This is a genomic window from Streptomyces radicis (genome assembly GCF_003626575.1).
GTDB classification, from domain to species: Bacteria; Actinomycetota; Actinomycetes; order Streptomycetales; family Streptomycetaceae; genus Streptomyces; species Streptomyces radicis.
Map to the genome: position 1 here is coordinate 194,658 of NZ_RBDY01000003.1, position 26,607 is coordinate 221,264.

Here is a 26,607-nt window from a genome sequence, read left to right on the forward strand (position 1 = left end):
CGAGTGGGGCGGCCCCCTGCGCCCCACACAGCAACGAAACCCGCACGTGGATACGGCGCCACGCGCCTGCGGCCCGCGGCCCGCTCAGCAGCGCAACCCGCACGTGGACCCTGACTGCTCTGCCCACGCGGCGGATGGTGGGGCCGAACGACCCGGCCCCCCCGCCCACGCGGCATGGCCCACGGCCTACCCGGCAGCACCAGCCGCCCGCCCGGCGGCGGGGGACGCCGGGCCCGCGGCCCGCTCGGCAGCAGCTTCGCGCTGGCGGGTGTCCTCGCGGCGCAGTCGCACCCCTGAGGCGGGATCCAGCGAACGTCCGCTGTGCCCCGTGCACTCCATGGCCTGCGCTGCCCGGACGCCGAAGCGCGGAGCGCGGCCCCGATGAGCTGATGGAGCGGGCCGTCTGCGCACACTGTGTGTTGAACAGAACGTGCCCCGTTTCAGAAGAGACCCCGACCCCGCGTAAGCGGGGCATAAGCCCCAGCGGGGCCCGCTGAACGAGGCGCAACCCCGGCCCCGCACCGGCCCGCCACCTCAGCTCAACGTGCGCGCGGTGAACGACGAGAGCGGCGGCCAGGGCAGGCCCGAAGGGTGCGCGCCACCGCAACCGACCACCGGCACAACGGCCGCCAACGAGGGACGCGGCCGCGCCCGTTCGGCGAACGGCCCCAGCCCACAACGAGACCGACCGGTGACCGAGACGGCCGCACACCCGACACCCCTCCCCCGTAGGTGCCAGCTTTGACCCGCACCCACCGCGCAAGCAGTGGTCGGCCGACGGCGAACGGGAGGACGTCCAGCCCGTAGCCGCCCCACAAAAGCACCGCACCCCGTCGCGGACCACCCCCTTCGCCCGGCCGGGGACTACTCCCGTGTCGCCGCCGTGAACGACATGTCCGGGTAGCGGTCGCCCGCGACCCTGGGGGCGATCTCGTCCAGGGTCGCCAGGTCCTTCGCGGTCAGGGTGATCCGCGTCGCGGCGGCGTTCTCCTCGAGGCGCGTGCGGCGGCGGGTGCCGGGGATCGGGATGACCGTCATGTCCCGGGTGAGCGCCTGCTGGTGGACCCAGGCCAGGGCGATCTGGCCGAGCGTGGCCCCGTGGGCCTCGGCCAGCGCGCGGATGGGGGCGAGGAGCGCGGCGTTGGCCTCCGCGTTGGCGCCGTTGAAACGTGGCTGGTGGCGGCGGAAGTCGTCGGCCGCCAGCTCGCCGCCCGCGTCCTTGAACGCGCCGGTCAGGAAGCCGCGCCCCAGCGGGGAGTACGGCACCATGGCCACGCCGAGGTCGCGCGCCGCTGGCACCGCGGAGCGCTCCACGTCGCGCGAGAACAGCGACCACTCCGACTGGAGCGCCGCGATCGGGTGCACCGCGTGCGCCGCCCGCAGCTCGGCGCCCGTGACCTCGCTCAGCCCGAGGTGGCGCACCTTGCCCTCGGCGACCAGCTCGGCCATCGCGCCGACCGTCTCCTCGATCGGCACGGCCGGGTCGCGCCGGTGCATGTAGTACAGGTCGATCGTCTCGACGCCGAGGCGCCGCAGGCTCGCCTCCACGCACGCGCGCAGATACGGGCGGTCGTTGCGGATCGCCCGCTTCGTGGGGTCCCCCGGGTCGAGCGAGATGGCGAACTTGGTGGCGATCACCACCTCCTCTCGGTGCGCGGCCAAGAACGGCGCGAGGAAGCGCTCGTTCTCCCCGCTGCCGTACATGTCCGCCGTGTCGAACAGCGTGACGCCGAGCTCCAGGGCGCGTTCCAGCGTCGCGCGCGCCTCGTCCCCGTCCGTCGGGCCGTAGGCGTGGCTCATGCCCATGCAGCCAAGACCCTGTACCCCGACCACCGGGCCACCGGCGCCGAGCGCCGCCGTGACGATACGTTCCACCACCGTGTCCATCCCCTCAGCTGTAGATGTCGATCTTGAAGTCCAGGACGCCCAGCGTCGATTGCAGCTCGGCGATCCGGCGCAGCACGTTCTCCCTGGTCGCCACGAGCAGCGCGCGGCGCTCGGGGTAGGTGTGGTCGCCCTGCCGCACGAGGTCGGCGTAGGTGACCATGTCGGCGACGGCCATGCCGGTCAGGCGCAGCTTGTTGACGAACGCGAGCCAGTCCAGGTCGGCGTTGCCGTAGCGCCGCTGCCCGGTGTGCGAGCGGTTGACCTGCGACATGAGCCCGATGCGCTCGTACCAGCGTAGGGTGTGGACGCTCAGCCCGGTGTGCGCGGCCACCTCGCTGATGGTGTAGCGGTCGTGCCCGTCAGGCCGCGGGTGCGGGCGTTCGACGGACACGCACAGGTCGACGGACTCCTCCAGAACCGCTGGGGTCTGCTGTGTCACGGTCATACCCGCACGCTAAAACGTTGGAGTGCGCTCCAGGCAACCCCGGGCCCGGGGAATCTCGCCGCGGGGGCGCGAAGGCCACGCGCTACGCTCGGGGCATGCGCGCCCTGGAGCTGATCGACAGCTGGCCCGTGCCCACCGCCGCGGCGACCGTGGTGACGGCGGACGGCCGCCGTTTCTCCCGCGGACCGGCCGACCGCGTCTTCGAACTAGCCTCGGTGACCAAGCCGCTGGCCGCCTACGCCGTGCTGATCGCCGTCGAGGAGGGGGCGACGGAGCTCGACGAGCCCGCGGGGCCGCCCGGTTCGACGGTACGGCACCTGCTGGCCCACGCGTCGGGTCTCGCGTTCGACGAGCCGCGGGTGATGGCAGGGCCCGGCGACCGGCGGCTGTACTCGAACGCGGGCTTCGACGCCCTGGCCGACCACATCGCCAAGGCCACGGGGATGCCGTTCGCGGAGTATCTGCGGCTCGCGGTGCTGGTGCCGCTCGGCATGGAGCGCACCGAGCTGAACGGCTCGGCCGCGAGGGACGGCGCGTCGACGGCCGACGACCTGGCCGCGTTCGCCGCCGAGCTGCTCGCCCCTCGCCTGCTGGCCCGCGAGACGCTCGACGCGGCGACGTCGGTGGTCTTCCCCGGACTCGACGGCGTGCTCCCCGGCTTCGGCCACCAGCGGCCCAACGACTGGGGCCTCGGCTTCTCGATCCGCGACCACAAGTCGCCGCACTGGACGGGCGCGACGTCATCGCCGCGCACGTTCGGGCACTTCGGGCAGACCGGAACGTTCCTCTGGGTGGACCCCGACGCCGCCGCGGCCTGTGTGGCGCTGACCGACCGGGCCTTCGGGAGCTGGGCCGCGGAGGCGTGGCCGCCGTTCACGGACGCGGTGCTCGCGGAGCTGAGCGGCCGAGGAGCGCGGTGAGCGGCACCTCCTCGCGGTAGGGCCCGGGGCCTGGCAGGGCGCGCCGCACGCGGTCCTCGAACGCGGCGCGCTCCGCTGGGGCGGGCAGCGTCCCCGGGGACATCGCCGAGCAGACCTCGCCGATCAGCCACGCGGCGTCCAGCTCCGCCCGCCGGACCACGGCGACCTCGCGGACGCCGGTGTACCCGGCGCGGACCAGCGCCGCCGCGTAACGCGCCCTGTCCTCGGCCGATGTGCCGCACGTCGCGGTCAGCGGGCCGCCGTGGCGCTCCTCGATGACCCCGCGCAACGCCCGTGACCAGGCGGTGTCCTGGAGCCACAGGGGCGTTCCCCCGTCCAGGACCGCGACCCCGCGGCACAGCGGGCGCAGGGTGGCGAAGAGCGCGTCCGCGTCCATCCAGTGCAGCGCGCGCCCCACGACCGCCGCGCCGAACGCCCCCGGGCCGGTCACCCCGGCCAGCGCCGGGATGTCGCGGTCCGCGCCGAGCACCCATGTGACGTTTCCCATACCGGCGCGCTCCCCGCCGCCCTGGCCCGGCGCAGCATGTCGGGCTCGGGGTCGAGGCCCACCACCGCCCGCACGCGCGGCGCCAGGGCCAGCGCCAACTGCCCTGTGCCGCAGCCGATGTCGAGCACCCCGTCGTCACGGCCGAGCGCGAACTCCTCGGCCACCGCGTCGAGCAGCTCTTCCGGGTGGCCCCGCCGATACGCCTCGTAGTACGCGGCCACCTCGCCGCCGAATCCGTCGCTCATGGGGGAAGCCTGCACCGGCGTGGGGGTGTTCGGGATGCCGTTCTGCCCGGGGCAGAGCCGGGAACCGGCCGCGCGGCCAGGTCATGGCGGGGCCGCCGCGCCGAGGCGCCTCAGACCGCGGCCAGCTCCCACACCAGCAGCTCGGCGGGGCCGCCGCCCGCCGTGACCGCCAGCTCGCCCGCGTCCGTCAGCCGCGCGGAGTCGCCAGGACGCAGCGCCGCGTGGCCGCCGCCCAGCGACACCGTTCCGCGCACCACGTGCACATACGCGAGCGGCGCCGCGGGCACCGCCGTGCGCCCGCCCTCGGCGAGCCGCCGCACATGCAGCACCGCGTCGGCGCGCGGCAGGGCGTAGGGGGTGCCGTCCGCGATCCCGCGCACCACCTCGTACTCGGGCGCGCCACCCGGCGTGGCGGGAACCAGCCACATCTGCACGAAACACAGCGGCGCCGCACCGGCGTTGCGCTCGGCGTGGACCGTGCCCGCGCCCGCGCTCAGCCGCTGCACGTCGCCGGGCCCGAGGACCGTGGCGGCGCCCGAGGCATCCTCGTGGGTCAGCTCGCCCTCGACGACCCAGCTGACGATCTCCAGGTCACGGTGCCGATGCGCGGGGAACCCGGCGCCCGGCGCGAGCCGTTCCTCGTTGCAGGCGGTCAACGGGCCGAAGCGGACGTTGTCCGGATCGTAGAAGCGACCGAAGGAGAACGCGTGCCTGGTGTCGATCCCGGCGCCCTGATCGCCGCCCCGGTAGCGGTCTTCCGCACGCACGACGCGAAGCATGCGCCCACGGTAGCCGCCGCGCCCCGGGGTGAGGGGCCCCTACGGGGACCCCGCCGGGTATGGCCCGGGGCGAAATGAGGCAGGCTGGTCCTCGTGCCCGATGAACCCACACCCGATGCGAACGAGAAGCTGGCGCACGCCGCCACCGTGCGCCGCCTCGAGCAGTCCTCGGGGAAGCTCGCCGCCGCCGCCATCATGCGGATGGACGAGCAGTTGCCGTGGTACCGCGCCATGCCCCCGGAGAACCGCTCCTGGATCGGCCTGGTGGCGCAGGCCGGTATCGCGGCGTTCACCGAGTGGTTCCGGCATCCGGACACCCCGCAGGCCATCAGCACCGACGTCTTCGGCACCGCGCCGCGCGAGCTGACGCGGGCCATCACGCTGCGGCAGACCGTGGAGATGGTGCGCACCACGATCGAGGTCGTCGAGTCCGCGGTCGACGAGCTGGCCGTGCCGGGCGGCGAGGTCGCGCTGCGCAACGCCCTGTTGATCTACGCGCGCGAGATCGCGTTCGCGACCGCGCAGGTCTACGCCCAGGCCGCGGAGGCGCGCGGCGCGTGGGACGCGCGCCTTGAGTCGCTGGTGGTCAACGCCGTGGTCTCGGGCGAGGCCGACGAGAGCGACGTCTCGCGGGCCGCCGCGCTCGGCTGGAAGGCGCCCGAGCAGGTCACGGTCGTCCTCGGGAACGCGCCGAACGGCGACAGCGAGCTGACGGTCGAGGCGATCCGCCGCGCCGCGCGCTATGCCAAGCTCCAGGTGCTGACGGGCGTGCTGGGCAAGCGACTTGTGGTGATCGCGGGCGGCAGCGACGACCCGGTGCAGGCGGCGAAGGCGCTGATCGGTCCCTTCGCCTCGGGGCCCGTGGTGGCGGGGCCGCTGGTCGGGGACCTGCTGGGCGCCACGCGGTCGGCGCAGGCCGCCGCGGCCGGGCTCCGGGCGTGCGCCGCCTGGCCCGACGCGCCCCGTCCCGTCCTCGCGGACGACCTGCTGCCGGAGCGCGCGATGGCGGGCGACCCGGCGGCGCGCACCCTGCTGGTGGAGGAGATCTACAGACCGCTCCAGGAGGCCGGTTCGGCCCTGCTGGAAACGCTGAGTGTCTATCTGGAGCAGGCGAGCAGTCTGGAGGGTGCCGCCAGAATGCTCTTTGTGCATCCCAACACCGTTCGCTACCGCCTCCGTCGTGTGACTGATGTCACCGGATGGCCGCCGTCCGATGTCCGATCGGCCTTCACCCTGCGCATCGCCCTGATGCTCGGGCGGCTCGCCGACGAAGAGGCGTCCGCCTAGCTTTTGTTCAAGGGCTACAAATCCCTCCCGTGTTCTTCGTTCTCGCCCCCACCGGCGGTGACGGGGCGTGCCGGGAGAGAGTGAGAGAGTGCTCGTACTCGTCGCTCCCGGCCAGGGCTCCCAGGCGCCCGGCTTCCTGAATCCCTGGCTCGACCTCCCCGGTGTCGCCGACCGCCTCGAGGCGTGGTCGGACCTCGTGGGGGCCGATCTGCTCCGCCTCGGCACCAAGGCGGACGCGGACGAGATCCGCGACACCGCCGTGGCCCAGCCGCTGCTCGTGGCCGCCGCGCTGCTGTCCGCCGCCGCGCTGTTCGACGGCGAGGGCGGCGCGGCCGTTGAGGGCGGCGAGGGCAAGGTCGCGCGGGACGCGGTGGGCGCCGTCGCGGGGCACAGCGTGGGCGAGTTGGCCGCCGCCACGATCGCAGGGGTGCTCACCGAGGACGCGGCGATGGCGCTCGTGCGCAGCCGCGCGACCGCCATGGCCGAGGCCGCGGCGGCCGCGGAGACAGGCATGTCCGCGGTGCTCGGCGGCGACCCTGACGAGGTCGCGGCGCGCCTCGCGGAGCTCGAGCTGGTCGCGGCCAACGACAACGGCGGCGGCCAGATCGTCGCCGCTGGCACCCTGGAGCAGCTGGCCGAACTCTCCGCGAACCGCCCGGAGAAGGCCAGGGTCGTCCCGCTGAAGGTCGCGGGGGCCTTCCACACCGCGCACATGGCGCCCGCCGTGGCGGCCATGGAGCGCGCCACATCCGGTATCGAGCCCGGGGATCCGGGCATACGCTACGTGTCGAACGCCGACGGCTCGGTGGTGACCGAGGGCCGGGAAGTGGTGCGGCGCCTGGTGACCCAGGTGTCGAGCCCGGTCCGCTGGGACCTGTGCACGGAGACCTTCCGGCGGCTGGGTGTCACCGCGTTCGTCGAGCTGTGCCCCGCGGGCACGCTCACGGCCCTGGCCAAGCGGAACCTCCCCGGGGTCGACCGGGTGGCCGTCAAGGGCCCCGAGCATCTCGCCGCGGCCCGCGAGCTGTTCACCACGCACGCCGCCGAGTCCGCCGAGGCCGCGCCGGCCGCCGAACAGGAGCACTGAGGACCATGCCCGCCGCGATCAACGCCCGCCCCGGCAGCCCGTACGCCCGCATCATGGGCGTCGGCGGCTACCGCCCCTCCCGGGTCGTGACCAACGAGGAGATCCTGGAGCGCATCGACTCCTCCGACGAGTGGATCCGCTCCCGTTCGGGCATCGTGACCCGGCACTGGGCGGGCGAGGACGAGACGGTCGCCGAGATGTCGGTGGCCGCGGCCGGGAAGGCCATCGCGGACGCGGGGATCGGCGCCGAGCAGGTGGACGCCGTGATCGTCTCCACCGTCTCGCACTTCGCGCAGACGCCGAGCATCGCCACCGAGATCGCGCACCGACTCGGCGCGGGCAAGCCCGCCGCGTTCGACATCTCCGCCGCGTGCGCCGGGTTCGGGTACGGCGTGACCATCGGCACCGGGCTCATCGTCGCGGGCAGCGCCCGCCATGTGCTGGTCATCGGCGTCGAGCGGCTCTCCGACCTGACCGACCACGAGGACCGTTCGACGGCCTTCCTGTTCGGCGACGGCGCGGGCGCGGTCGTGCTCGGCCCGTCCCCCGAGCCCGCGATAGGCCCGACGGTCTGGGGCTCCGAGGGCGACAAGGCCGATGTGATCACCCAGACCGTCCCCTGGGACGAGTACCGGCCGGGGGACGCGTTCCCCGCGCTGCGCCAGGAGGGCCAGACGGTCTTCCGCTGGGCCGTGTACGAGATGGCGAAGGTGGCCCAGGAGGCGTTGGACGCCGCCGGGGTCGCCCCAGAACAGCTCGATGTCTTCATCCCGCACCAGGCGAACATGCGGATCATCGACTCGATGGTGAAGACGCTCAAGCTCCCCGAAAGCGTCGCGGTCGCCCGCGACATCGAGACCACGGGTAACACGTCGGCCGCCTCCATCCCGCTCGCCATGGAGCGGATGCTGGCGACCGGCCAGGCGAGGAGCGGCGACACCGCGCTCGTCATCGGCTTCGGGGCGGGTCTGGTCTACGCCGCCACGGTCGTTACCCTGCCCTGAGCAAGATCCGATCAGCACCCCCGCGGTACCCCACCGCAGCACACGAAGGAGCGCCGCAATGGCTGCCACCAGGAAAGAGATCATCGCTGGTCTCGCCGACATCGTGAACGAGATCGCCGGCATCCCGCAGGACGAGGTGACCGAGGAGAAGTCGTTCACCGACGACCTGGACGTGGACTCGCTGTCCATGGTCGAGGTCGTCGTCGCCGCCGAGGAGCGCTTCGGTGTCAAGATCCCGGACGACGACGTCAAGGGTCTGAAGACCGTCGGCGACGCGGTCGGGTACATCGAGTCGCACCAGAGCTGACCGGCTCACCCGTAAGGACACGCGCGTGTCGCCACCCGCCGAGGGTGGCCCCGCACCATCCCCGACAAGCGGAGAACTGATTCTGTGAACGCGACCAATCGAACGGTGGTAGTCACCGGTGTCGGCGCAACCACACCGCTGGGTGGCGACAGCGCATCGACATGGGAGGGCCTTCTCGCCGGCCGGTCCGGCGTCAAGCCCCTCACCACGGAGTGGGCGGCCGACATGCCCGTCCGCTTCGCCGCCACCGCCGCCGTCGATCCGGCCGGGCAGTTCCCCAGGCCGCAGGCCCGCAAGCTGGACCGCACGGCCCAGTTCGCGCTGCTCGCGGCCAGGGAGGCATGGTCGGACGCGGGGTTCACCGCCAGGGCGGGCGAGGACGACAGCGTGCGCCCCGAGCGCGTGGGCTCGGTCATCGCGTCCGGCATCGGGGGTGTCACGACGCTGCTCGACCAGTACGACATCCTCAAGGCGAGCGGCGCCCGCCGCGTCTCCCCGCACACCGTGCCGATGCTGATGCCCAACAGCCCGTCGGCGAACGTGAGCCTGGAGTTCGGCGCGCGCGCCGGCTCGCACACGCCGGTGAGCGCCTGCGCCTCGGGCGCCGAAGCCGTGGGCTACGCCGCCGAGATGATCCGCACCGGGCGGGCCGACGTGGTCCTGGCGGGCGGCACGGAGGCGTGCGTCCACCCGCTCCCGATAGCCGCGTTCGCGAACATGATGGCGCTCTCGAAGAACAACGACGACATCGAACGGGCCTCCCGCCCCTATGACTCGGGCCGGAACGGCTTCGTGCTCGGCGAGGGCGCGGGCGTGGTGATCCTGGAGTCCGCCGAGCACGCGGCCAGGCGCGGCGCGCGCGTCTACTGCGAGCTGCTCGGCCAGGGCCTGTCCGCCGACGCGCACCACATCGCGCAGCCCGAGCCGCACGGCGAGGGCATCGCGGCGGCCATCCAGAACCTCCTGGACGCCACGGACCTCAAGCCCGAGCAGGTCGTCCACCTCAACGCGCACGCCACGTCGACGCCGCAGGGCGACATCGCGGAGATCAAGTCGCTGCGCCGCGTGCTCGGCGACGACGTCGACCACATCGCCATCTCGGCCACCAAGTCGATGACCGGCCACCTGCTCGGCGGCGCGGGCGGCATCGAGACGGTCGCCACGGTGCTGGCCCTCCACCACAGGAAGGCCCCACCGACGATCAACATCGAGGAGCTCGACCCCCAGGTCGACGCGGACATCGTCAGGGACACCCCGCGCGACCTGCCATCGGGCACGATCGCCGCCATCAACAACAGCTTCGGCTTCGGCGGCCACAACGTCACGCTGGCGCTGCGCACGCTCTGAGGCACCCGGCGGAACGGCCCGCCTCCCCTCGCTCGACGGGGGGAGGCGGGCCGTTCGCCGTCGTCAGGGGCAGTGCACGACCTGCCCGGCCCAGGCCAGGCCCCCGCCGAACGCGAACAGCAGCACCGGCGCGCCCACCGGGACCTCACGGCGTTCGACCAGCTTGGCCAGGGCGAGCGGCACGGAGGCGGCCGAGGTGTTGCCCGAGACCGTGACGTCGCGCGCGACCACGGCGTTCGGGGCGTCGATCGCCCGGGCCAGGGCCTCGATGATCCGCAGGTTCGCCTGGTGGGTGACGATCCCGGCCAGCTCGCCCGGCGCGACCCCGGCCCGCGCGCACGCCTCGCGGGCGAACGGCGCCAGCTCGGTGGTCGCCCAGCGGAAGACGCTCTGCCCCTCCTGCGCGAACCGGGGCCGCCACTCGTCCCTCATCCGCACCATGTCCCGCCGCGTCGGGTCCGAGCCCCACACGACGGGCCCGATCCCGTCCTCGTCCGACGCGCTCACCACGGCCGCGCCCGCCCCGTCGGCGAGGAGCACACACGTGGTGCGGTCGGTCCAGTCGGTGACGGCGGACATCTTCTCGGCGCCGATGACGAGCGCGTGCCGCACCACACCGGCCCGCACGCCGTGCTCGGCGGTGGCGAGCGCGGTGGTGAAGCCCGCGCAGCCGTTGTTGAGGTCGAACGCGACGGCTGAGGGGATCCCGAGGCGCCCGGCGACCTGGGCGGCGACGGACGGCACACGGTCGACGGCGCTGCACGTGGCCACGATGACCTGCCCGATCTCGTCGGGGGCGAGCCCGGCCGCGGCCATGGCCTTGCCCGCGGCGGTCACGGCCATGTCCTGGACGGACTCGTCCCTGGCGATGCGGCGCGAGGTGATCCCGGTCCGCTGCCTGATCCATGCGTCGCTGGTGTCCACCATCCCGGCCAGGTCGTCGTTGGTCATCACATGCTCGGGCTGGTGGTACCCGACGGCGGAGATACGCGTCATGACCACAGGATAGCGACCGACCGGTCGGACTCTATAATGGAACGCATGAGCCCCCGTCACTCCGCTGCCGAGGCCCGTCGCACGCGCGAGCGCATCATCGAGCGCGGTGTTGACGTCGCCTCCGTCGAGGGGTTGGAGGGGCTGACGATCGGCCGCCTGGCCGCGGACCTGGGCATCAGCAAGTCGGGCCTGCTCGGCCACTTCGGCACCAAGCAGGCGCTCCAGCTGGCCGCGCTCGAACGGGCGGCGGTCATCTTCGACCGCGAGGTCTGGCGCCCCGCCTCGGGCGCCACCCCCGGCCTGCCCAGGCTGCGGGCGGTGTGCGACGCGTGGATCTCCTACCTGGTGCGCGGCGTGTTCCCCGGCGGCTGCCTGTTCGTGAGCTCCACGTTCGAACAGGACGGCCGCACGGGCCCGGTCCGCGCGCTCCTCCGCCGTCAGTTCCGCGCGTGGCAGCGCCGCCTGACGGCGGAGATCCGCACCGCGGTCCGCACGGGCGACCTCCCGGCGGACACCGACCCCGACCAGCTGGTGTTCGAGCTGTACGGCGTGATGATGAGCCTGAACCACACCACCCAACTGGCCCCCACCCCCGAGGCCCCGACCCAGGCGACGAGAGCGATCACCCGCCTCCTGTCCCCCCCGTGAGTTGTTGCCCGCGGCGCCACGGGAGTCGAGAGAGTTCGCCTGCGGCGAGCCAGTCGCGTTACCGAAGGACGCGGGCCGGAAACGTCACCGCCCGCGGCAGGACCGCAGCGTTGTCGGCGAACGCCACCGCCCACGGCGAGCCCATCACGGGCGGGCCGCAGCGAGGCAGTCACGTGACCGGACGGCATCACCCCTGCGGCAACGTGAACGTACCCCTGGGCCCGCCGCAGACAACAACGCGCCTCGGCCCACCACAAGCGACAACGCGCGCTCGCCCGCAGCCCACCGTTCCCACCAACGCCCCACCCCGCCACAGGCAACACCACACGCCGCCCCCGGCGACCTCACCACCCCCACCGGGCCGCAGGCGACAACACACCCACCCGCAGCTCACCGCAGCCAACACCACACGCCCCGCCGCAGACGACAACACACCCTCGCCCGCAGCCCACCCATCCCACCAACGCCCCACCCCGCCACAGGCAACACCACACGCCCACCCCCAACCCCGCCGCAGGCAACAACGCGCCCCGGCCCGCGACCGCCCCTCACCACAAACCCCCCAAGCCCGCCGCAGGCGCCAACGCACCCCCACCCCCCACCCCGCCGCAGGCGGCCGCTCAGCCCGCGGCAGGCGGAAAGCTCGCGAAGTACGACGCCGCCGTGTCCTCGCGGCCGTGGCCGTGGTCCGAGGCGCGCCGCAGGCGATCCGCGCCCGCCATGGCCAGGTCGAGGCGGACGTCGGCCCGTTCCGCCGCCGCGAGGATCAGGCGCGCGTCCTTCTCCGCCGTGTCCACGGCGAACGTCGGCGTGTAGTCGTCGGACCTGATCACCTCGGCCTTGATCCGCAGATAGGGCATGTCGAGCGTGCCGCCCTCGAGCGCGTCGAGGAGCCGCTGCGGATCCACGTCGAGCGCCCGGGCGAGGGCCATCGCCTCGGCCGCGCCATGGGTGACGGCCAGCGCCCAGCTGTTGCAGACGAGCTTGAGCCGCGAGCCCGCGCCCGCCTCGTCGCCGAGCCACAGCGTGCGGCGGCCGATGGCGGCCAGCACGGGCTCGGCGCGTTCCCTGGCCGTCGCGGGCCCCGAGGCCATCACCACCAACTGCCCGGTCTCCGCGGGCTGCTGGGTGCCGAGCACGGGCGCGTCCACGAACGACAGGCCGCGTTCCCTGGCGAAGTCCACCAGCGGGGGCAGCCCGTCCAGGCCCGTGGTGCCGCTCTGGATCCAGACGGTCCCCGAGCGCAGCGACGGCTCGGCGGCGCGCATCGCGGAGAGCGTGGCCGCGCCGTCGTGGAGCATGGTCAGCACGACCGCCGCGCCGTCCACCGCCTCGGCGGCGGTGTCGGTGACCCGGGCGCCGTCGGCGGCCAGCGGCTCCGCCTTGGCCCGGGTGCGGTTCCACACCCGCACGTCGAACCCGGCGCGGCACAGGTTGCGGGCCATGGCGAAGCCCATGATGCCGGTGCCGAGCACGCTGACGGGGATGATGCGGTCCTGTTGATCAGTGTGATCAGTCATGACCGCACGCTAAACGGTCAGACCACCTGGTGCAGCCACCGGACGGGCGCGCCATCGCCCGCGTGCCTGAACGGTTCCAGCTCGTCGTCCCACGGCTTGCCGAGCAGTCCGGCGATCTCCGCCTGAAGGTCGCTCTCGCCCCGCGCGGAGCGGTCCGCGGCGGCGCGCAGCCGGTCCTCGGGGATCATGATGTCGCCGTGGATGCCGGTCACCGCGTGGTAGATGCCGAGCTCGGGGGTGCAGCTGTAGCGCTCGCCCTCCGCCGCGGGGGACGGCTCGGACGTCACCTCGAAACGCAGCAGGTGCCAGCCGCGCAGGGCCGAGGCGAGCTTGGACGCGGTGGCGGGCTCGCCCTGCCAGGACAGCTCGGCACGCCAGGTGCCGGGCGAGGCGGGCTGTTTGGTCCAGTCCAGGCTGACGCGGGCGCCGAGGACCCCGGCCACGGCCCATTCGATGTGGGGACACAGGGCCCGGGGGGCGGAGTGCACATACAGAACACCGCGTGTCGTCATCGGACCTCCACTCTCACCGGCCTGCGCCCGCCGTGAGCTTCAAGGCGCCCCCTGGAAGCCCCCGGAATCACGCACGACTAGTAAACAGTATTCATGCCTTTTCTTGGCAAATGGGACAGCGGTTGACGTCAGGTCATCTTTTAGCCTTGTCACGGGGCGCGTGTCAGGCGTCGCCCGCCGCCAGACGCATCTGCCGGAAAACGCAGGACCAAGCTACCGCCCGCCCAGCCGCCCCATGGACACCCCCGGAACCTCGAAGGAGGCCGAATGCCGGTCAGCCGCCGCGCCCTCGCCCTGCCCGTCGCCGCCGTCGCCCTGCTCGCCGCGGGCACGATCTCCTGCACGTCCTCCTCCTCCGACGACGAGGACTCGGCCCCCGGGGCGCGCGACGGACAGGCCGAGGAGTCGGCCGAGCCCGCGCCCCGCTGGAACACCAGCCCGGCCTCGCTCGCGGCGATCGGCGACTCGATCACCCGGGCGTTCGACGCCTGCGCCCTGCTCTCCGACTGCCCCGAGGCGTCCTGGGCCACCGGGACCGAGCCCGAGGTGGCGAGCCTGGCCACGCAGTTAATGGGGGACGGCGCGGACGTCTCGGACCGCGCGTGGAACCTCGCGGAGTCCGGCGCGACCGCGAGCGACCTGCCCGACCAGGCCCGGCGGATCGTGGGGTACGAGCCGGAGCTGGTGACGGTGATGATCGGCGGGAACGACGCGTGCGCCGCCGATCTGGACTCGATGACCTCCGTCGACGACTTCCGCGCGCACGTCACCGAGACGATGGACATCATCAGGGGCCGACTGCCGGACACCCAGGTCTATGTGTCGAGCGTGCCCGACCTGATGCGGCTGTGGTCCGAGGGCAGCGAGTCGTTCGTGGCGCGCACGGTGTGGCAGGTCGCGAACATCTGCCCGTCGATGCTCGACGACGCGGGCGACGACTCGGCCGAGGCGGTCGAGCGCCGCGAGGCGGTGCGGGAGCGGGTGCGGGAGTACAACGCGACGCTCGGCGAGGTCTGCGCCGAGGACGCGCTGTGCCGTTACGACGGGGGCGCCGTCTTCGACTACGCGTTCACGACGCACCACCTCAGCGACTTCGACTGGTTCCACCCGAGCCGTGAGGGCCAGGCCACCCTGGCCGAGCTGGCCTACGAGCAGATCACCGCGGGGCCCACCGGCTAGGCAACCGGCCCGAGGTGCTCGCGCGCCCACTCGTCGAAGGTGGTGAGGGGGATGCCCAGGTCCCTCGCGAACCGGGGGCGCGCGGGCTGGGGGGCCACGTTCAGCCACGCGTGATTGGCGCCCACGACGGGCATTCCGGCGGCGAACGCCTCCTCCTCGGTCATGTCGGGCGCGGACAGCGGCGTGCCGAGGGCGCGGGAGAGCACCTCGGCGATCTCCGCCATCGACCGGTGGTCGCTCGCCAGCTCCAGCTCGACCCGGTCGAAGCGCTCGGGGCCGGCGACGGCCGCCGCGGCCGTGGCGCCGATGTCGTCGGTCGCGACCAGGGACAGCCGGGTGGCGGGCTTCAGGACGCTCACCAGGCCGCCCTCGACGCCGCGCGGGAAGAGGAACGCCATGGACGGCAGGAAGTTGTCCATGAAGAAGCCCGGCTTGATGAGCGTCCAGCGCGGGAAGCCCGCCTCGCGGAGCCGGTCCTGTATCGCGCTCTTGGCGTCGAGCGAGGGCTCCAACGCGGCCCAGCGGCCCTCGGCCCACCCCGGGGTCCCGGCGTGCGCTCCCGCGCCGCTGGCGGACGTGTGCACGAACTGCGGCACCCCTGCGGCCCGCGCGCCCTCGATGAGGTTGACGCCCTGGGCGACCTCCCCCGCGAAGTCGAAGCCCTCCCCGGTCCAGGCGGGCATCTGCACCGAGAACACGGCGCGGGCGCCCTCGGCGGCCCTGGCCACCGAGTCGCGGTCGAGGAGGTCGCCGGTGACCAGCTCGGCGCCGAGCGCCTCGACGGCCCTGGCCCGGTCGGTGGCCTGGTCGCGCACCAGGGCGCGGACGGGGACGCCGGCGGCACGCAGGGCGCGGGCCGTGGCGCCGCCCTGCTTGCCGGTGGCGCCGGTCACCAGGACAGGTGCGGAATCGATGGACATGCTGCTCCTCGGGACGTTAAACGGCGGGGCCCGCCGTTTTACCCGAGGTACGATACGGCGGGGCCCGCCACTTAGCAATCCTGGAGATGAACGCCATGGCCGACAGCCGACGGGCGGACGCCCGGCGCAACCACACGCGGATCCTCGCCGTGGCCGAGGCCGAGGTGGCCACGCGGGGCGCCGCCGCGTCCCTGGAGCAGATCGCCCGCACCGCGGGGGTCGGCTCGGCGACCGTGCGCCGCCACTTCCCCACCCGCCGCGCGCTGTTGGAGGCGGTCTCCCGGCGGCGGATCGAGGCCCTGTGCGCCCGCGCGCGCGACCTGGCGGAGCGGGGCGACAGCCGGGAGGCGCTGCTCGAGTGGCTGGGCGAGGTCGTGGGTTACTGCGTCACCGCCGCGGGGCTCGCGACCGCGCTGAGCTACGACGCCGCCGGGGCCGACCCGGCGCACGGGAACGCCTGCTCGGCGGCGCTCGAGGAGGCGGCCGAGCCCCTGCTCGAACGCGCCGCGCGGGACGGGGCGGTGACGGAGGGCGTCACCGTCGAGGACCTGATCACGCTGAGCGTCGGCATCGCCCTGGCCACGGAGCACCACCGCGACCCGGCCGCCAGGGCCGACGAGCTCTTCAGGCTGACCGTGGCGGGGTTGAGCCCCGAGCGCGCGAGGCGGGGTTCCCAAGGCCCGCTGAAGGCGTAACCATTGACAGGAAATGCCCCCGCTCCTAACGTTCTCGCCAGCATTTCGAACAGCTGACGAAATTTCGAACATGGCGGAGGGCTGGCACCCGTGCGCATCACCGGAATCAGCACGCATGTCGTCGGGACCCCCTGGCGGAACCTCACCTATGTGCGGGTTCACACCGACGAGGGACTGACCGGCGTCGGCGAGACGCGCATGCTGGGGCACACCGACGCGCTGCTCGGCTATCTGCGGGAGGCCGAGGCCAACCACATCGCGGGATCCGACCCGTTCGCGGTCGAGGACCTGGTGCGCCGGATGAAGTACGGCGACTACGGGCGGGCCGGGGAGATCGTGATGTCCGGCATCGCGTGCGTGGAGATGGCCTGCTGGGACATCAAGGGCAAGGCGCTCGGGGTGCCGGTGTGGCAGCTGCTCGGCGGCAGGGCCGACGCGTCCGACGACCGGGTCAAGGCGTACGCCAACGGCTGGTACACCGTCGAGCGCACGCCCGACGCGTTCCACAAGGCCGCGCGCGCGGTGGTGGAGCGGGGGTATCGCGCCCTCAAGCTCGACCCGTTCGGCACGGGAAGCTTCGAGCTCGACCACGCCGAGACCGTTCGTTCACTCTCCCTGGTCGAGGCGGTCCGTGACGCGATCGGTCCCGAGGCGGAGCTGCTGCTGGAGATGCACGGCCGCTTCTCGCCCGCGACCGCGATCCGGCTGGCGCGCGAGCTGGAGCCGTTCGCGCCCTCGTGGCTCGAGGAGCCCGTGCCGCCGGAGAACCTCAAGGCGCTGGCCAAGGTCGCCGAGCGGACGACGCTGCCCATCGCCACGGGCGAGCGCATCCACGACAGGATCGAGTTCAGGGAGCTCTTCGAGTCGCAGGCGGCCGACATCATCCAGCCCGACGTGGGCCACCTCGGCGGCATCGGCGAGGCCCGCAAGCTGGCCGCCACCGCCGAGGCGCACTACGTGCTCATCGCCCCGCACAACGTCGGCGGCTCGGTGCTCACCGCGGCCAGCCTCCAACTGGCGGGCTGCACCCCCAACTTCAAGATCCTCGAGCACTTCAACGACTTCGCCGACGCCGAGATCAAGAAGGTCGTCAAGGGCGCGCCCCAGGTGGTCGACGGATACTTCACGCTCTCCCAGGAGCCGGGCCTCGGCGTCGAGCTGGACACGGACGCGGCGGCCGAGTTCCCGCAGCAGCGCGCCCGCTTCGACCTGTGGGCCGAGGACTGGCACAAGCGGGACGGCGGGGCAGGGCGGTGACCGCGGCGCGCAGCGTCCTCGTCGAACGCCCGGGCGCCCACCGGCTGGTGACCGCGGACGCGCCGCCGGTGCCGGGCCCTGGCGAGGTGCGGGTGGCCGTCCACGCGGCGGGGATCTGCGCGAGCGACCGCGAGGTCTACGACGGCACGCGCGCCGACGGCTATGTGCGCTATCCCGTGGTGCCGGGCCACGAGTGGTCGGGCACGGTGGCCGAGGCGGGCCCGGGCGTGGACGCGTCGCTCGTCGGACGCCCGTGCGTGGGCGAGGGGTTTCGGGCGTGCGGGGTGTGCGAGCGGTGCCGCTCGGGCGAGACCAGCCTGTGCACGGCCGGGTACGAGGAGACCGGGTTCACCAGGCCGGGCGCGTTCGCCGACCATCTGGTGCTGCCCGCACGGCTGTTGCACATGCTGGACGACGGGGCCGACCTGACCGCCGCCGCCCTGCTCGAGCCCGCCGCCGTCGTCGCGGCGGCCGTGCTGCGCGCCGCCCCGCGCGCCGGGGAGCGCGTGGCGGTGCTGGGCGCCGGAACGCTGGGGCTGCTGGCCGTTCAGCTGCTCGCCGCCTCGTCCCCGGCCGACCTCGTCGCCGTGGACCCCCGCGACCGGCCGCGGACCCGGGCCGCCGCGATGGGCGCGAGCCGCGCCGCGTCACCCGAGGAAGCGGCCGAGCTGCACGGCCGGTTCGACCTGGTCGTCGAGACCGCGGGCGCCCCTGGCACCGCGCGGGACGCGTGCCTGCTGGCGCGGCGCGGCGGGCGCGTCGTGCTCACCGGGCTGCCCGCGCCCGGCGCGGCGGGCATCGACCCGGTGCTCGTCGCGGTCGGCCAGCTGACCGTCGCGGGCGTCTTCGGCGCCCCGCCCGCCGCCTGGGCGTACGCCACCCGCGCGTTCCGCCTCGGGCTGCTGCGCCCCCGGGCGCTCGTCACGCACCGGCTGCCGCTCGCATCGTTCGGAGAAGCGATCGAGCTGGTCGGTAGCGGCGACCCCGAGGTGGGCAAGGTTCTCCTGGAGCCACGGGGGGACCGTTGACGCCTACCCGGCCGAACGAACGACGGCATACCGAACGGCCGCGTGCCGAACAGAGACCCACCGCACGACGAAACACCGAACCACCGCGAACACTGGAGCATCGTGTCTGAGTCCGTCCCCGCACCGTCCCGTCGCCCGGGAGAGGCCGCGCTGGCCTCGCTGGGTCACGCCCTCCCGGCGGACGACCCCGCCGACGCCTCCCCGCACTCCTTCCCCGACGGCGGCACCTGGCGCACGGAGATCCCGTCCGTCGAGGGCCCCGAGGCCCTGGCCACCGTCCTGAAGGAGGCCACCCGCCTCGACGTCCCCGTGCACCGCGTCAGCCAGGGCAGCGGCGTGTGGATGCTGACCGACGGCGAGATAGTCGACATGGTCGGCGCGTGCGCCGACGCGGGCGCCGAGCTGTGCCTGTTCACCGGGCCCCGCGGCACGTGGGACATCGGGGCGTCGACCCGCAGCTCCTCGGGCGGCGCGGGGCTGCGCGCCCGCGGCCAGGGGGCGCTCGCCGGGTGCGTCGAGGACGCCCTGCGCGCCGCCGAGTTGGGCGTGCGCTGCCTGCTGGTCGCCGACGAGGGCGTGCTGTGGCTGCTGCACCGGCTGCGCGAGCGGGGCACGCTGCCCGCCGACACGACGTTCAAGGTCTCCGCGCTCGTCGGCCCGGTCAACCCCGCGTCGGTCGAGGTGCACGAGCGCCTGGGCGCGGATTCGGTCAACATCCCCTCGGACCTGACCCTGGAGCACCTCACCGAGATCCGGCGGAGCAGCGGCGTCCCGCTCGACTTCTACCTGGAGGCGCCCGACGACCTCGGCGGCTATGTCCGGATGTACGACATCGCCGAGCTGATCAGACGCGGCGCGCCGATCTATCTGAAGTTCGGGCTCAGCAAGGCGCCCGGCATCTACCCCTACGGCGGCCAGCTGCGCGATCTCACCCTCCAGACCGCGCGGGAGCGGGTCAGGCGCGGGCGGCTCGCGTTGGACCTGCTGGCCAGGCTCGGCGCCGACCGGGGCATGTCGCCGCCGGGGTCCAGGCTCCCCGGGCCGCTGCGCCGCTTCCCCGCCGACGACTGATCGTGGCTGATCCTTCGTCAGATTTATCGGGCGGGCGCTGTCCGGACCATTGACACGCCCCTCAACCGTCGCTAGCGTCACGCCAGTTCAAACATGGTTCGACATTTTCCAACGGAACGCCCCGCAAGACCAGCACGGTTGGCACCACCGGCACCACCCGGCACCACCAGTACTGAAGACGTTCGATCTCTCCGAGAGGACGTGACCCTCATGTCTCGTGCACGAGCCGCTACCGTCCGGGCCGCCGCCGCGGCCACCGTTCTCGCTCTCGCTCTCGCGGGGTGCGGCCAAGACAGCGAGGGGGGGTCGGAGGACGAGCGAGATCCGGGTGAGGAGGGCGGCACGATCGGCATCGCGATGCCGACGCGGTCGTCGGAGCGGTGGATAGCCGACGGCGAGAACATGGTGGCGCAGTTCGAGGAGGCGGGGTTCGACACCGATCTCCAGTACGGCGAGGATCAGATCGAGACACAGATCAGCCAGGTCGAGAACATGATCGCGCAGGGCGTGGACCTGCTGGTGATCGCGGCGATCGACGGCGCCTCGCTGGGCAACGTCCTCTCGCAGGCGGCGGACGCGGAGATCCCGGTGGTCTCCTACGACCGGCTGCTGATGGACAGCGAACACGTCGACTGCTACGCGACGTTCGACAACGAGCGGGTCGGGGAGCTCCAGGCGCAGTACATCGTGGACTCCCTGGGCCTGGCGGACGGTGAGGAGGGCCCGTTCAACGTCGAGCTGTTCGCGGGGTCACCCGACGACAACAACACCCGGTACTTCTTCGACGGGGCGATCGGCGTGCTCCAGCCGTATCTGGACGGCGGGCAGCTGGTGGCGCGCAGCGGGCAGACGGAGCTGAACGCCGTGACGACCGAGCGCTGGTCGGGCTCGGAGGCGCAGGACCGGATGGACGACCTGCTGACGGCGGACTACCGCGGCGAGCGGATCGACGCGGTGCTCTCGCCGTACGACGGGATCTCGCTCGGCGTGATCGCGGCGCTCAAGAGCGTCGGCTACGGCACCGAGGCGCAGCCGCTCCCGGTGGTGACGGGGCAGGACGCGGAGCTGGCGTCGGTGCAGTCGATCATCGCGGGCGAGCAGACGCAGACCGTCTACAAGGACACCCGCGAGCTGGCCCGCCAGGCCGTCGCGATGGGCCAGGCGCTGCTGAACGGCGAGGAGTGCGAGGCGAACGACACCGAGACGTACGACAACGGCGTCAAGGTCGTCCCCTCCTATCTGCTCGAGCCGGTGAGCATCGACGCCGAGAACCACCAACTGCTCGTCGACGAGGGCTACTACACCGAGGCCGACCTCGCATCATGACCACCGAATCGACCGGCCCCGTGCTCCACATGCGGGGCATCACCAAGGCGTTCCCCGGGGTGCGTGCCCTGGACGGGGTGGACCTCGAGGTCGCCCCCGGGGAGATCCACGCGATCTGCGGCGAGAACGGCGCGGGCAAGTCCACGCTGGTCAAGATCCTCTCCGGGGTGCATCCGCACGGCAGCTACCGCGGCGAGATCCTGTTCGAGGGCGAGCCCTGCCGCTTCAGGGACATCCGCGCCAGCGAGGCGCGCGGGATCGTGATCATCCACCAGGAGCTGGCGCTGATCCCGCAGCTGTCCATCGCCGAGAACATCTTCCTCGGCAACGAACGCGCCGGGCGCGGCGGGATCATCTCCTGGTCCGAGACGCTGCGCGAGACCGAGGCGCTCATGCGCCGGGTCGGCCTTGCCGGGGAGCACCCCCAGACCCCGGTGGCCGCTCTCGGCGTGGGCAAGCAGCAACTGGTGGAGATCGCCAAGGCGTTGGCCAAGCGCGTCAAGCTGCTGATCCTGGACGAGCCGACCGCCGCGCTCAACGACGAGGACTCCCGCGAGCTGCTGCGGCTGATCACCGGGCTGCGGGAGCAGGGCATCGCGTGCGTCCTGATCTCGCACAAGCTGAACGAGGTGCGCCAGGTCGCCGACACCGTCACCATCCTGCGCGACGGGCGCACGGTGGAGACGCTGCCGATGGCCACCACGTCGGAGGACCGGATCATCCGCGGGATGGTGGGGCGCGAGCTCGAGCAGTTCTACCCGGAGCGCACCCCGTACACCGGGGAGCGCGCCGGGCAGGTGGCGCTCGCCGTCTCCGACTGGACCGTGCGGCACCCGCTCGACCAGCAGCGTCGGGTGGTCGACTCGGTCTCCCTCGAGGTGCGGTACGGCGAGATCCTGGGCCTGGCCGGGCTGATGGGCGCGGGCCGCACCGAGCTCGCCATGAGCGTCTTCGGCCGCTCGTGGGGGCGTTACGAGCGCGGCACCGTCGCCGTGCATGGCCACGAGGTCTCCACGCGGACCGTCTCGGACGCGATCGGGGCCGGGATCGCGTATGTCACCGAGGACCGCAAGACCTACGGCCTCAACCTGCTCGACACCATCGCGCGGAACATCTCGCTGGCCGCCCTGCCCAGGGTGGCCCGCCGCGGCTTCGTCGACGAGCACGCCGAGACGCGCGTGGCGGAGGGGTTCCGGGCCTCGATGAACATCAAGACGCCCACGGTCTTCGAGCCGGTCGGCCGCCTCTCCGGCGGCAACCAGCAGAAGGTCGTGCTGTCCAACTGGATCAACACCGGGCCCGAGGTGCTGATCCTGGACGAGCCCACGCGCGGCATCGACGTCGGCGCCAAGTCCGAGATCTACACCGTCATCGACCAGCTCGCCGCCCAGGGCAAGGCCGTGATCGTCATCTCCTCGGAGCTGTCCGAACTCCTCGGCGTCTGCGACCGCGTGGCCACCATGACCGCGGGCCGCCTCACCGGGATCCTCGACCGCGCCGAAGCCACCCAGGAGGCGCTCATGCGACTGATGACCGGCACCGACGAGCAGACGGGAGCGGGCGCATGAGCCCTGTCATAGGCAGGTTGGCCACGGTCGTGGCCCGGTCGCTGCGCACCAACATGCGCCAGTACGGCATGCTGATCGCGCTGGTGGCGCTGCTTGCCGTCTTCCAGATCTGGACCGGCGGCGATGTCCTGCTCCCCCGCAACGTCTCCAACATCATCAACCAGAACGGCTACATCCTGATCCTCGCGATCGGGATGATGATCGTGATCATCAACGGCCACATCGACCTCTCCGTCGGCTCCATCGCCGGATTCGCCGGGGCCGCCGCGGCCGTGATGATGCTCGAACACGACATCCCCTGGCAGCTCGCCCTCGTCCTCTCCCTGCTGATCGGCGCCGCGATCGGCGCGTGGCAGGGCTTCTGGATCGCCTACGTCGGGCTGCCGTCGTTCATCGTGACCCTCGCGGGCATGCTCCTCTTCCGCGGCGCCACCCGCATCCTCCTGGAAGGCCGCACCTGGTCGGGCCTGCCGCAGGGGTTCCAGGACATCAACCAGGGCTTCCTGCCCGAGGTCGGCCCCGACACCAACTACCACAACCTCACCCTTCTGCTGGGCCTGGCCGTCTGCGGCGTGGTCGTCATCCAGGAGTGGCGGACCAGGCAGCAGCAGAAGGACTACGACCTCAACGTGCTGCCCCGCGAGCTGTTCGTGCTCAAGTGCGCGGCGATCGTGGCGGCCGTCATGGCGTTCTCCCTCACCCTGGCCAGCTACCGCGGCGCCCCCGTGGTGCTGCTGATCCTGGGCGGGCTGCTCGTGCTGCTCGGCTTCGTGATGCGCAACTCCGTCATCGGCCGCCACGTCTACGCCCTGGGCGGCAACCGCGCCGCGGCCCAGCTGTCCGGGGTGAAGTACCGCCGTGTCACCATGGCGGTGTTCATCAACATGGGCGTTCTCTCGGCGCTCGCGGGCTGTGTGTTCACCGCCCGCACCGGCACCGCCACCACCGGGGCCGGGAACCTCTTCGAACTGGAGGCGATCGCGGCGGCGTTCATCGGCGGCGCCTCCATGAGCGGCGGCGTGGGCACCGTCCTCGGCGCCGTCATCGGCGGCCTCGTGCTCGGCGTCCTCGACAACGGCATGCAGCTGCTCAAGATCGGCGAGGACTGGCAGCAGGTCATCAAGGGCCTGGTGCTGCTCGTCGCCGTGGCCTTCGACGTATGGAACAAACGCAGGGGGCTCACCGGCCGGGCGTGACACGGCGGCGTGACACCGGCGTGACACCGCCGCGCGGCTCCCCGTTCAGCCCATCCACTCCCAGGAGCCCGTTTCCCATGTCCCCTTCACCGACGCCGTCCCCGAGCACAGCCCACGCCATGGCTCCCGCCGACACGCCCCCGCGGCGGGAGCCGTTCGGCGCGCTGCCCGACGGCACGCCCGTCAGCCGCTGGACCCTCGCCAGGGGCGGCACGCGCCTGGGCGTGCTCGACCTCGGCGGCATCGTGCAGACCCTCGAGGTGCCGGACCGCGAGGGGCGCGTGGCCAACGTGTCGCTCGGCTTCGACAGGGCCGAGCCCTACGCGACCGACTCGCCCTACTTCGGCGCGCTGATAGGCCGGTTCGGCAACCGCATCGCGCACGGCCGCTTCACCCTCGACGGCACCACGCACCAGGTGCCGGTCAACGAGGGCCCCCACAGCCTGCACGGCGGCGGGACCGGCTTCGACAAGCGCCGGTGGGACGTCGCCCCGAACGGTCCCGCGGGGCTGACCCTGCGCCTGACCAGCCCGGCGGGCGAGATGGGCTTCCCAGGAACGCTCTCGGTCACCGTCGACTACACGCTGGAGGAGAACGGCGCCTTCCGCATCGACTACACGGCCACCACCGACGCCCCCACCGTGCTCAACCTCACCAACCACACCTATGTCAACCTCGCGGGCGAGGGCGCGGGTCCGGTCGCCGGGCACCGCCTGGCGCTGGCCGCGAGCCGCTATCTGCCCGTGGACGCCACGCTGATCCCCACCGGGGAGGCGGCCGAGGTCGCGGGCACGCCGTTCGACTTCAGGGCGGCCAAGCCCATCGGCCAGGACCTCCGCGCGGGCCACCCGCAGCTGCTCGCCGCCCAGGGCTACGACCACTGTCTGGTGCTCGACAAGGGCGCGACCCCGGAGCCGGGGCACGCGGCGACGCTGCACGACCCGGGCTCGGGGCGGGTGATGACGGTCTCCACGACCGAGCCCGGCGTACAGCTCTACAGCGGGAACTTCCTCACCGGCTCGCTCGCCGGGCCATCGGGCCGCGCCTACCGGCAGGGCGACGCCGTGTGCCTGGAGACCCAGCACTTCCCCGACTCGCCCAACCGCCCGGCGTTCCCCTCGACCGTGCTGCGGCCCGGCGAGACGTTCCGTTCGACCACCGTGCACGGCTTCACGACACGGTAGGCGCGCCCGGCAGCTCCTCGATCACGATCGTGGGGTAGAGCGCGCGCTCCGCCCACTTCCTGTGCTCGTCGCCCGGCGCGGGCCCTTGGGGCACCGGGTGAACGCCGGGTGAGGAACGGGGAGCGGACGCCGGAACGCCCGGCGCGCGCCCCCCGCCCGCTCAGGCCAGCCGGATCACGTTCCAGGACAGCGGCTCGAGACGGGCCGTCAACAGCCCGTCGGCCAGGGCCGTTCCCGCGCCCTCGTGCGGGGTGACGCGGTCCGGGTCGGCCGCGGTGTTGCGCGCGTCGGGGTCGGCGTCGGCCAGCACGCTGTGCTCGACGACCTCGCTCAGGCCGAGGCCGTGCAGCGTGACGTCCAGCGGCAGCACACGGGTCAGGTCGCGGTTGACGGCGAAGATCGTGACCGCGCCCGTCTCCTCGTCGCGCACGGCCGTGGCGTGCAGCAGGTCGACCTCGCCGTAGCGCTCGGTGGTGTGGCGCGGGCTCGCGGGCCGCACGTCGAGGACGGTGCCGCGGCCGTACCTGGACGCCTGGGCGAAGGGGTGGAACGTGGTCTGGCGCCAGGCCGCGCCGCCGGGCTCGGTGGCGATCGGGGCGATGACGTTGACCAGTTGGGCCAGGCAGGCCACCTTGACGCGGTCGGCGTGGCGCAGCAGGGCGATCAGGAGCGAGCCGAAGACGACGGCGTCGGTGACGCTGTAGTTGTCCTCAAGCAGCCGGGGCGCCTCGGCCCAGTCCTCGCCGCGGCCCTCGCCCGAGAGGGTGGGGGCGCTGCCGTCCTGGTACCAGACGTTCCACTCGTCGAAGGAGAGGTTGATGCGCTTGTCCGACTTGAGGCGCGCGCCGATGTGGTCGGCGGTGGCGACGACGTTCTCGATGAACGACTCGGTGTCCACGGCCGAGGCCAGGAACGAGTCGCGGTCGCCGTTCTGCTCGTAGTAGTAGGCGTGCAGGGAGACATGGTCGACCAGGTCGTAGCAGTGGGACAGGACGGTCGCCTCCCACGCGGCGAACGTCTCCATCTTCTGCGCCGAGCTGCCGCACGCGACCAGCTCGAGGTCGGGCTCGATCTGCCGCATCGCGCGGGCGGTCTCGGCGGCCAGGCGGCCGTACTCGTCGGCGGTCTTGTGGCCGGTCTGCCAGGGGCCGTCCAGCTCGTTGCCGAGGCACCAGAGCCTGATGCCGAACGGGTCCTTGTCACCGTGGGCGACGCGGCGCTCGGACAGCTCGGTGCCGCCGGGGTGGTTGGCGTACTCCTGGAGCTCGATGGCCTCGGCGACGCCGCGCGTGCCGAGGTTGAGCGCCATCATCGGCTCGCCCCCGACCTTGCGCACGAAGTCGATGAACTCGCTGAGCCCGAACTGGTTGGTCTCCGTGGACCGCCACGCCAGGTCGAGGCGGCGCGGGCGCTCCTCCTTCGGGCCGACGCCGTCCTCCCACCTGTAGCCCGAGACGAAGTTCCCGCCGGGGTAGCGCAGCGCGGTCACCCCCAGCTCGCGGACCAGGTCCAGGACGTCACCGCGCAGGCCCTCGGCGTCGGCGGTGGGGTGGCCCGGCTCGTGGATGCCCGTGTAGACGCAGCGGCCCAGGTGCTCCACGAAGGAGCCGAACAGGCGCGGGTCGACGGGTGAGATGGTGAAGTCGGGGTCGAGGGTGAAGCGGGCGGAGTGCGGTGCGTCGCTCATGCGA

General features: G+C 72.9%; 26 protein-coding genes. 16 read left to right on the forward strand and 10 right to left on the reverse strand.

All coding sequences use genetic code 11. The annotated features are described in order from the left end of the window. Positions 1–864 precede the first annotated feature (864 nt). Both D7318_RS06465 and D7318_RS06470 read right to left on the reverse strand, forming a co-directional pair. Positions 865–1,875, reverse strand: coding sequence for an aldo/keto reductase (locus D7318_RS06465; RefSeq protein ID WP_408055450.1), 1,011 nt, complete (start codon positions 1,873–1,875; stop codon positions 865–867). A 16-nt stretch (positions 1,876–1,891) separates the two neighbouring features. Continuing rightward, complete coding sequence (locus D7318_RS06470; protein ID WP_120695895.1) at positions 1,892–2,332, reverse strand: MerR family transcriptional regulator; 441 nt, start codon at positions 2,330–2,332, stop codon at positions 1,892–1,894. A gap of 95 nt (positions 2,333–2,427) precedes the next feature. Here D7318_RS06470 and D7318_RS06475 point away from each other — a divergent pair, with 95 nt between their 5' ends. Continuing rightward, positions 2,428–3,252: a serine hydrolase domain-containing protein gene (locus D7318_RS06475; protein ID WP_120695896.1), complete on the forward strand. Its 825-nt coding sequence runs from the start codon at positions 2,428–2,430 to the stop codon at positions 3,250–3,252. Here D7318_RS06475 and D7318_RS06480 read toward each other — a convergent pair. The 3 genes from D7318_RS06480 to D7318_RS06485 form a co-directional block, all read right to left on the reverse strand. Next, positions 3,206–3,760: a hypothetical protein gene (locus D7318_RS06480; protein WP_230423440.1), complete on the reverse strand. Its 555-nt coding sequence runs from the start codon at positions 3,758–3,760 to the stop codon at positions 3,206–3,208. The two genes, D7318_RS06475 and D7318_RS06480, sit on opposite strands and share 47 nt — an antisense overlap. Next, complete coding sequence (locus tag D7318_RS33715) at positions 3,700–4,005, reverse strand: methyltransferase domain-containing protein (RefSeq protein ID WP_230423442.1); 306 nt, start codon at positions 4,003–4,005, stop codon at positions 3,700–3,702. The genes D7318_RS06480 and D7318_RS33715 overlap by 61 nt, the downstream gene beginning before the upstream one ends. A gap of 110 nt (positions 4,006–4,115) precedes the next feature. Then, positions 4,116–4,784, reverse strand: coding sequence for a pirin family protein (locus D7318_RS06485; RefSeq protein WP_120695897.1), 669 nt, complete (start codon positions 4,782–4,784; stop codon positions 4,116–4,118). A gap of 93 nt (positions 4,785–4,877) precedes the next feature. On the opposite strand from D7318_RS06485, the gene D7318_RS06490 reads away from it, so the two are divergent. From D7318_RS06490 to fabF, 5 genes are all read left to right on the forward strand, one after another. After that, the gene (locus tag D7318_RS06490; protein ID WP_183091275.1) at positions 4,878–6,071 is read left to right on the forward strand and encodes a PucR family transcriptional regulator; all 1,194 of its coding nucleotides are present in this window, start codon (positions 4,878–4,880) and stop codon (positions 6,069–6,071) included. Positions 6,072–6,159: 88 nt separating this feature from the next. Further along, positions 6,160–7,158 carry an ACP S-malonyltransferase gene (locus D7318_RS06495; protein WP_120695899.1) on the forward strand — a complete coding sequence of 333 codons (999 nt, stop codon included), beginning with the start codon at positions 6,160–6,162 and terminating at the stop codon, positions 7,156–7,158. A gap of 5 nt (positions 7,159–7,163) precedes the next feature. Then, complete coding sequence (locus tag D7318_RS06500) at positions 7,164–8,162, forward strand: ketoacyl-ACP synthase III (protein ID WP_120695900.1); 999 nt, start codon at positions 7,164–7,166, stop codon at positions 8,160–8,162. A gap of 58 nt (positions 8,163–8,220) precedes the next feature. Beyond that, positions 8,221–8,469, forward strand: coding sequence for an acyl carrier protein (locus tag D7318_RS06505; protein WP_113686803.1), 249 nt, complete (start codon positions 8,221–8,223; stop codon positions 8,467–8,469). 84 nt (positions 8,470–8,553) lie between these two features. Continuing rightward, positions 8,554–9,816: a beta-ketoacyl-ACP synthase II gene (gene fabF / locus D7318_RS06510; RefSeq protein ID WP_120695901.1), complete on the forward strand. Its 1,263-nt coding sequence runs from the start codon at positions 8,554–8,556 to the stop codon at positions 9,814–9,816. Positions 9,817–9,879: 63 nt separating this feature from the next. Here the strand turns inward: fabF and D7318_RS06515 are convergent, their stop codons facing one another. After that, the gene (locus D7318_RS06515; RefSeq protein ID WP_408055451.1) at positions 9,880–10,812 is read right to left on the reverse strand and encodes a beta-ketoacyl-ACP synthase III; all 933 of its coding nucleotides are present in this window, start codon (positions 10,810–10,812) and stop codon (positions 9,880–9,882) included. Between the two features lie 45 nt (positions 10,813–10,857). Between D7318_RS06515 and D7318_RS06520 the strand changes: the two genes are divergently transcribed. Then, positions 10,858–11,460: a TetR/AcrR family transcriptional regulator gene (locus D7318_RS06520; protein ID WP_120696094.1), complete on the forward strand. Its 603-nt coding sequence runs from the start codon at positions 10,858–10,860 to the stop codon at positions 11,458–11,460. A 620-nt stretch (positions 11,461–12,080) separates the two neighbouring features. On the opposite strand, the gene D7318_RS06525 is transcribed toward D7318_RS06520, so the two are convergent. Together D7318_RS06525 and D7318_RS06530 are read right to left on the reverse strand one after the other, a co-directional pair. Further along, positions 12,081–12,980 carry an NAD(P)-dependent oxidoreductase gene (locus D7318_RS06525; RefSeq protein ID WP_120695903.1) on the reverse strand — a complete coding sequence of 300 codons (900 nt, stop codon included), beginning with the start codon at positions 12,978–12,980 and terminating at the stop codon, positions 12,081–12,083. Positions 12,981–12,997: 17 nt separating this feature from the next. Next, a complete protein-coding gene (locus tag D7318_RS06530) occupies positions 12,998–13,492 on the reverse strand; it encodes a DUF3145 domain-containing protein (RefSeq protein WP_120695904.1) in 495 nt (164 codons plus the stop codon). 267 nt (positions 13,493–13,759) lie between these two features. On the opposite strand from D7318_RS06530, the gene D7318_RS06535 reads away from it, so the two are divergent. Next, entirely contained in the window at positions 13,760–14,671 is a 912-nt protein-coding gene (locus D7318_RS06535; protein WP_120695905.1) for an SGNH/GDSL hydrolase family protein, read from the forward strand. On the opposite strand, the gene D7318_RS06540 is transcribed toward D7318_RS06535, so the two are convergent. Continuing rightward, a complete protein-coding gene (locus D7318_RS06540) occupies positions 14,668–15,591 on the reverse strand; it encodes an NmrA family NAD(P)-binding protein (RefSeq protein ID WP_120695906.1) in 924 nt (307 codons plus the stop codon). The two genes, D7318_RS06535 and D7318_RS06540, sit on opposite strands and share 4 nt — an antisense overlap. 95 nt (positions 15,592–15,686) lie before the next feature. On the opposite strand from D7318_RS06540, the gene D7318_RS06545 reads away from it, so the two are divergent. The 8 genes from D7318_RS06545 to D7318_RS06580 all read left to right on the forward strand — a co-directional run bounded on the left by D7318_RS06545 (position 15,687) and on the right by D7318_RS06580 (position 24,916). Further along, positions 15,687–16,286 carry a TetR/AcrR family transcriptional regulator gene (locus D7318_RS06545; protein ID WP_120695907.1) on the forward strand — a complete coding sequence of 200 codons (600 nt, stop codon included), beginning with the start codon at positions 15,687–15,689 and terminating at the stop codon, positions 16,284–16,286. 90 nt (positions 16,287–16,376) lie between these two features. Further along, the gene (locus D7318_RS06550; RefSeq protein WP_120695908.1) at positions 16,377–17,543 is read left to right on the forward strand and encodes a mandelate racemase/muconate lactonizing enzyme family protein; all 1,167 of its coding nucleotides are present in this window, start codon (positions 16,377–16,379) and stop codon (positions 17,541–17,543) included. Beyond that, a complete protein-coding gene (locus tag D7318_RS06555) occupies positions 17,540–18,571 on the forward strand; it encodes a zinc-dependent alcohol dehydrogenase (protein ID WP_120695909.1) in 1,032 nt (343 codons plus the stop codon). Before D7318_RS06550 ends, D7318_RS06555 begins: the two co-directional genes overlap by 4 nt. 102 nt (positions 18,572–18,673) lie before the next feature. After that, complete coding sequence (locus tag D7318_RS06560; RefSeq protein ID WP_120695910.1) at positions 18,674–19,642, forward strand: hypothetical protein; 969 nt, start codon at positions 18,674–18,676, stop codon at positions 19,640–19,642. A gap of 210 nt (positions 19,643–19,852) precedes the next feature. Further along, a complete protein-coding gene (gene chvE / locus D7318_RS06565) occupies positions 19,853–20,968 on the forward strand; it encodes a multiple monosaccharide ABC transporter substrate-binding protein (protein WP_120695911.1) in 1,116 nt (371 codons plus the stop codon). Then, a complete protein-coding gene (locus D7318_RS06570) occupies positions 20,965–22,536 on the forward strand; it encodes a sugar ABC transporter ATP-binding protein (protein ID WP_120695912.1) in 1,572 nt (523 codons plus the stop codon). The genes chvE and D7318_RS06570 overlap by 4 nt, the downstream gene beginning before the upstream one ends. Beyond that, positions 22,533–23,732 (forward strand): multiple monosaccharide ABC transporter permease, encoded by a 1,200-nt coding sequence (gene mmsB, locus D7318_RS06575; RefSeq protein ID WP_230423444.1) that lies wholly within the window; start codon positions 22,533–22,535, stop codon positions 23,730–23,732. The genes D7318_RS06570 and mmsB overlap by 4 nt, the downstream gene beginning before the upstream one ends. 77 nt (positions 23,733–23,809) lie before the next feature. Then, entirely contained in the window at positions 23,810–24,916 is a 1,107-nt protein-coding gene (locus tag D7318_RS06580) for an aldose epimerase family protein (protein WP_120695913.1), read from the forward strand. A gap of 160 nt (positions 24,917–25,076) precedes the next feature. Here the strand turns inward: D7318_RS06580 and arfA are convergent, their stop codons facing one another. Next, positions 25,077–26,603: an arabinosylfuranosidase ArfA gene (gene arfA / locus D7318_RS06585; RefSeq protein ID WP_120695914.1), complete on the reverse strand. Its 1,527-nt coding sequence runs from the start codon at positions 26,601–26,603 to the stop codon at positions 25,077–25,079. Positions 26,604–26,607 lie beyond the last annotated feature (4 nt).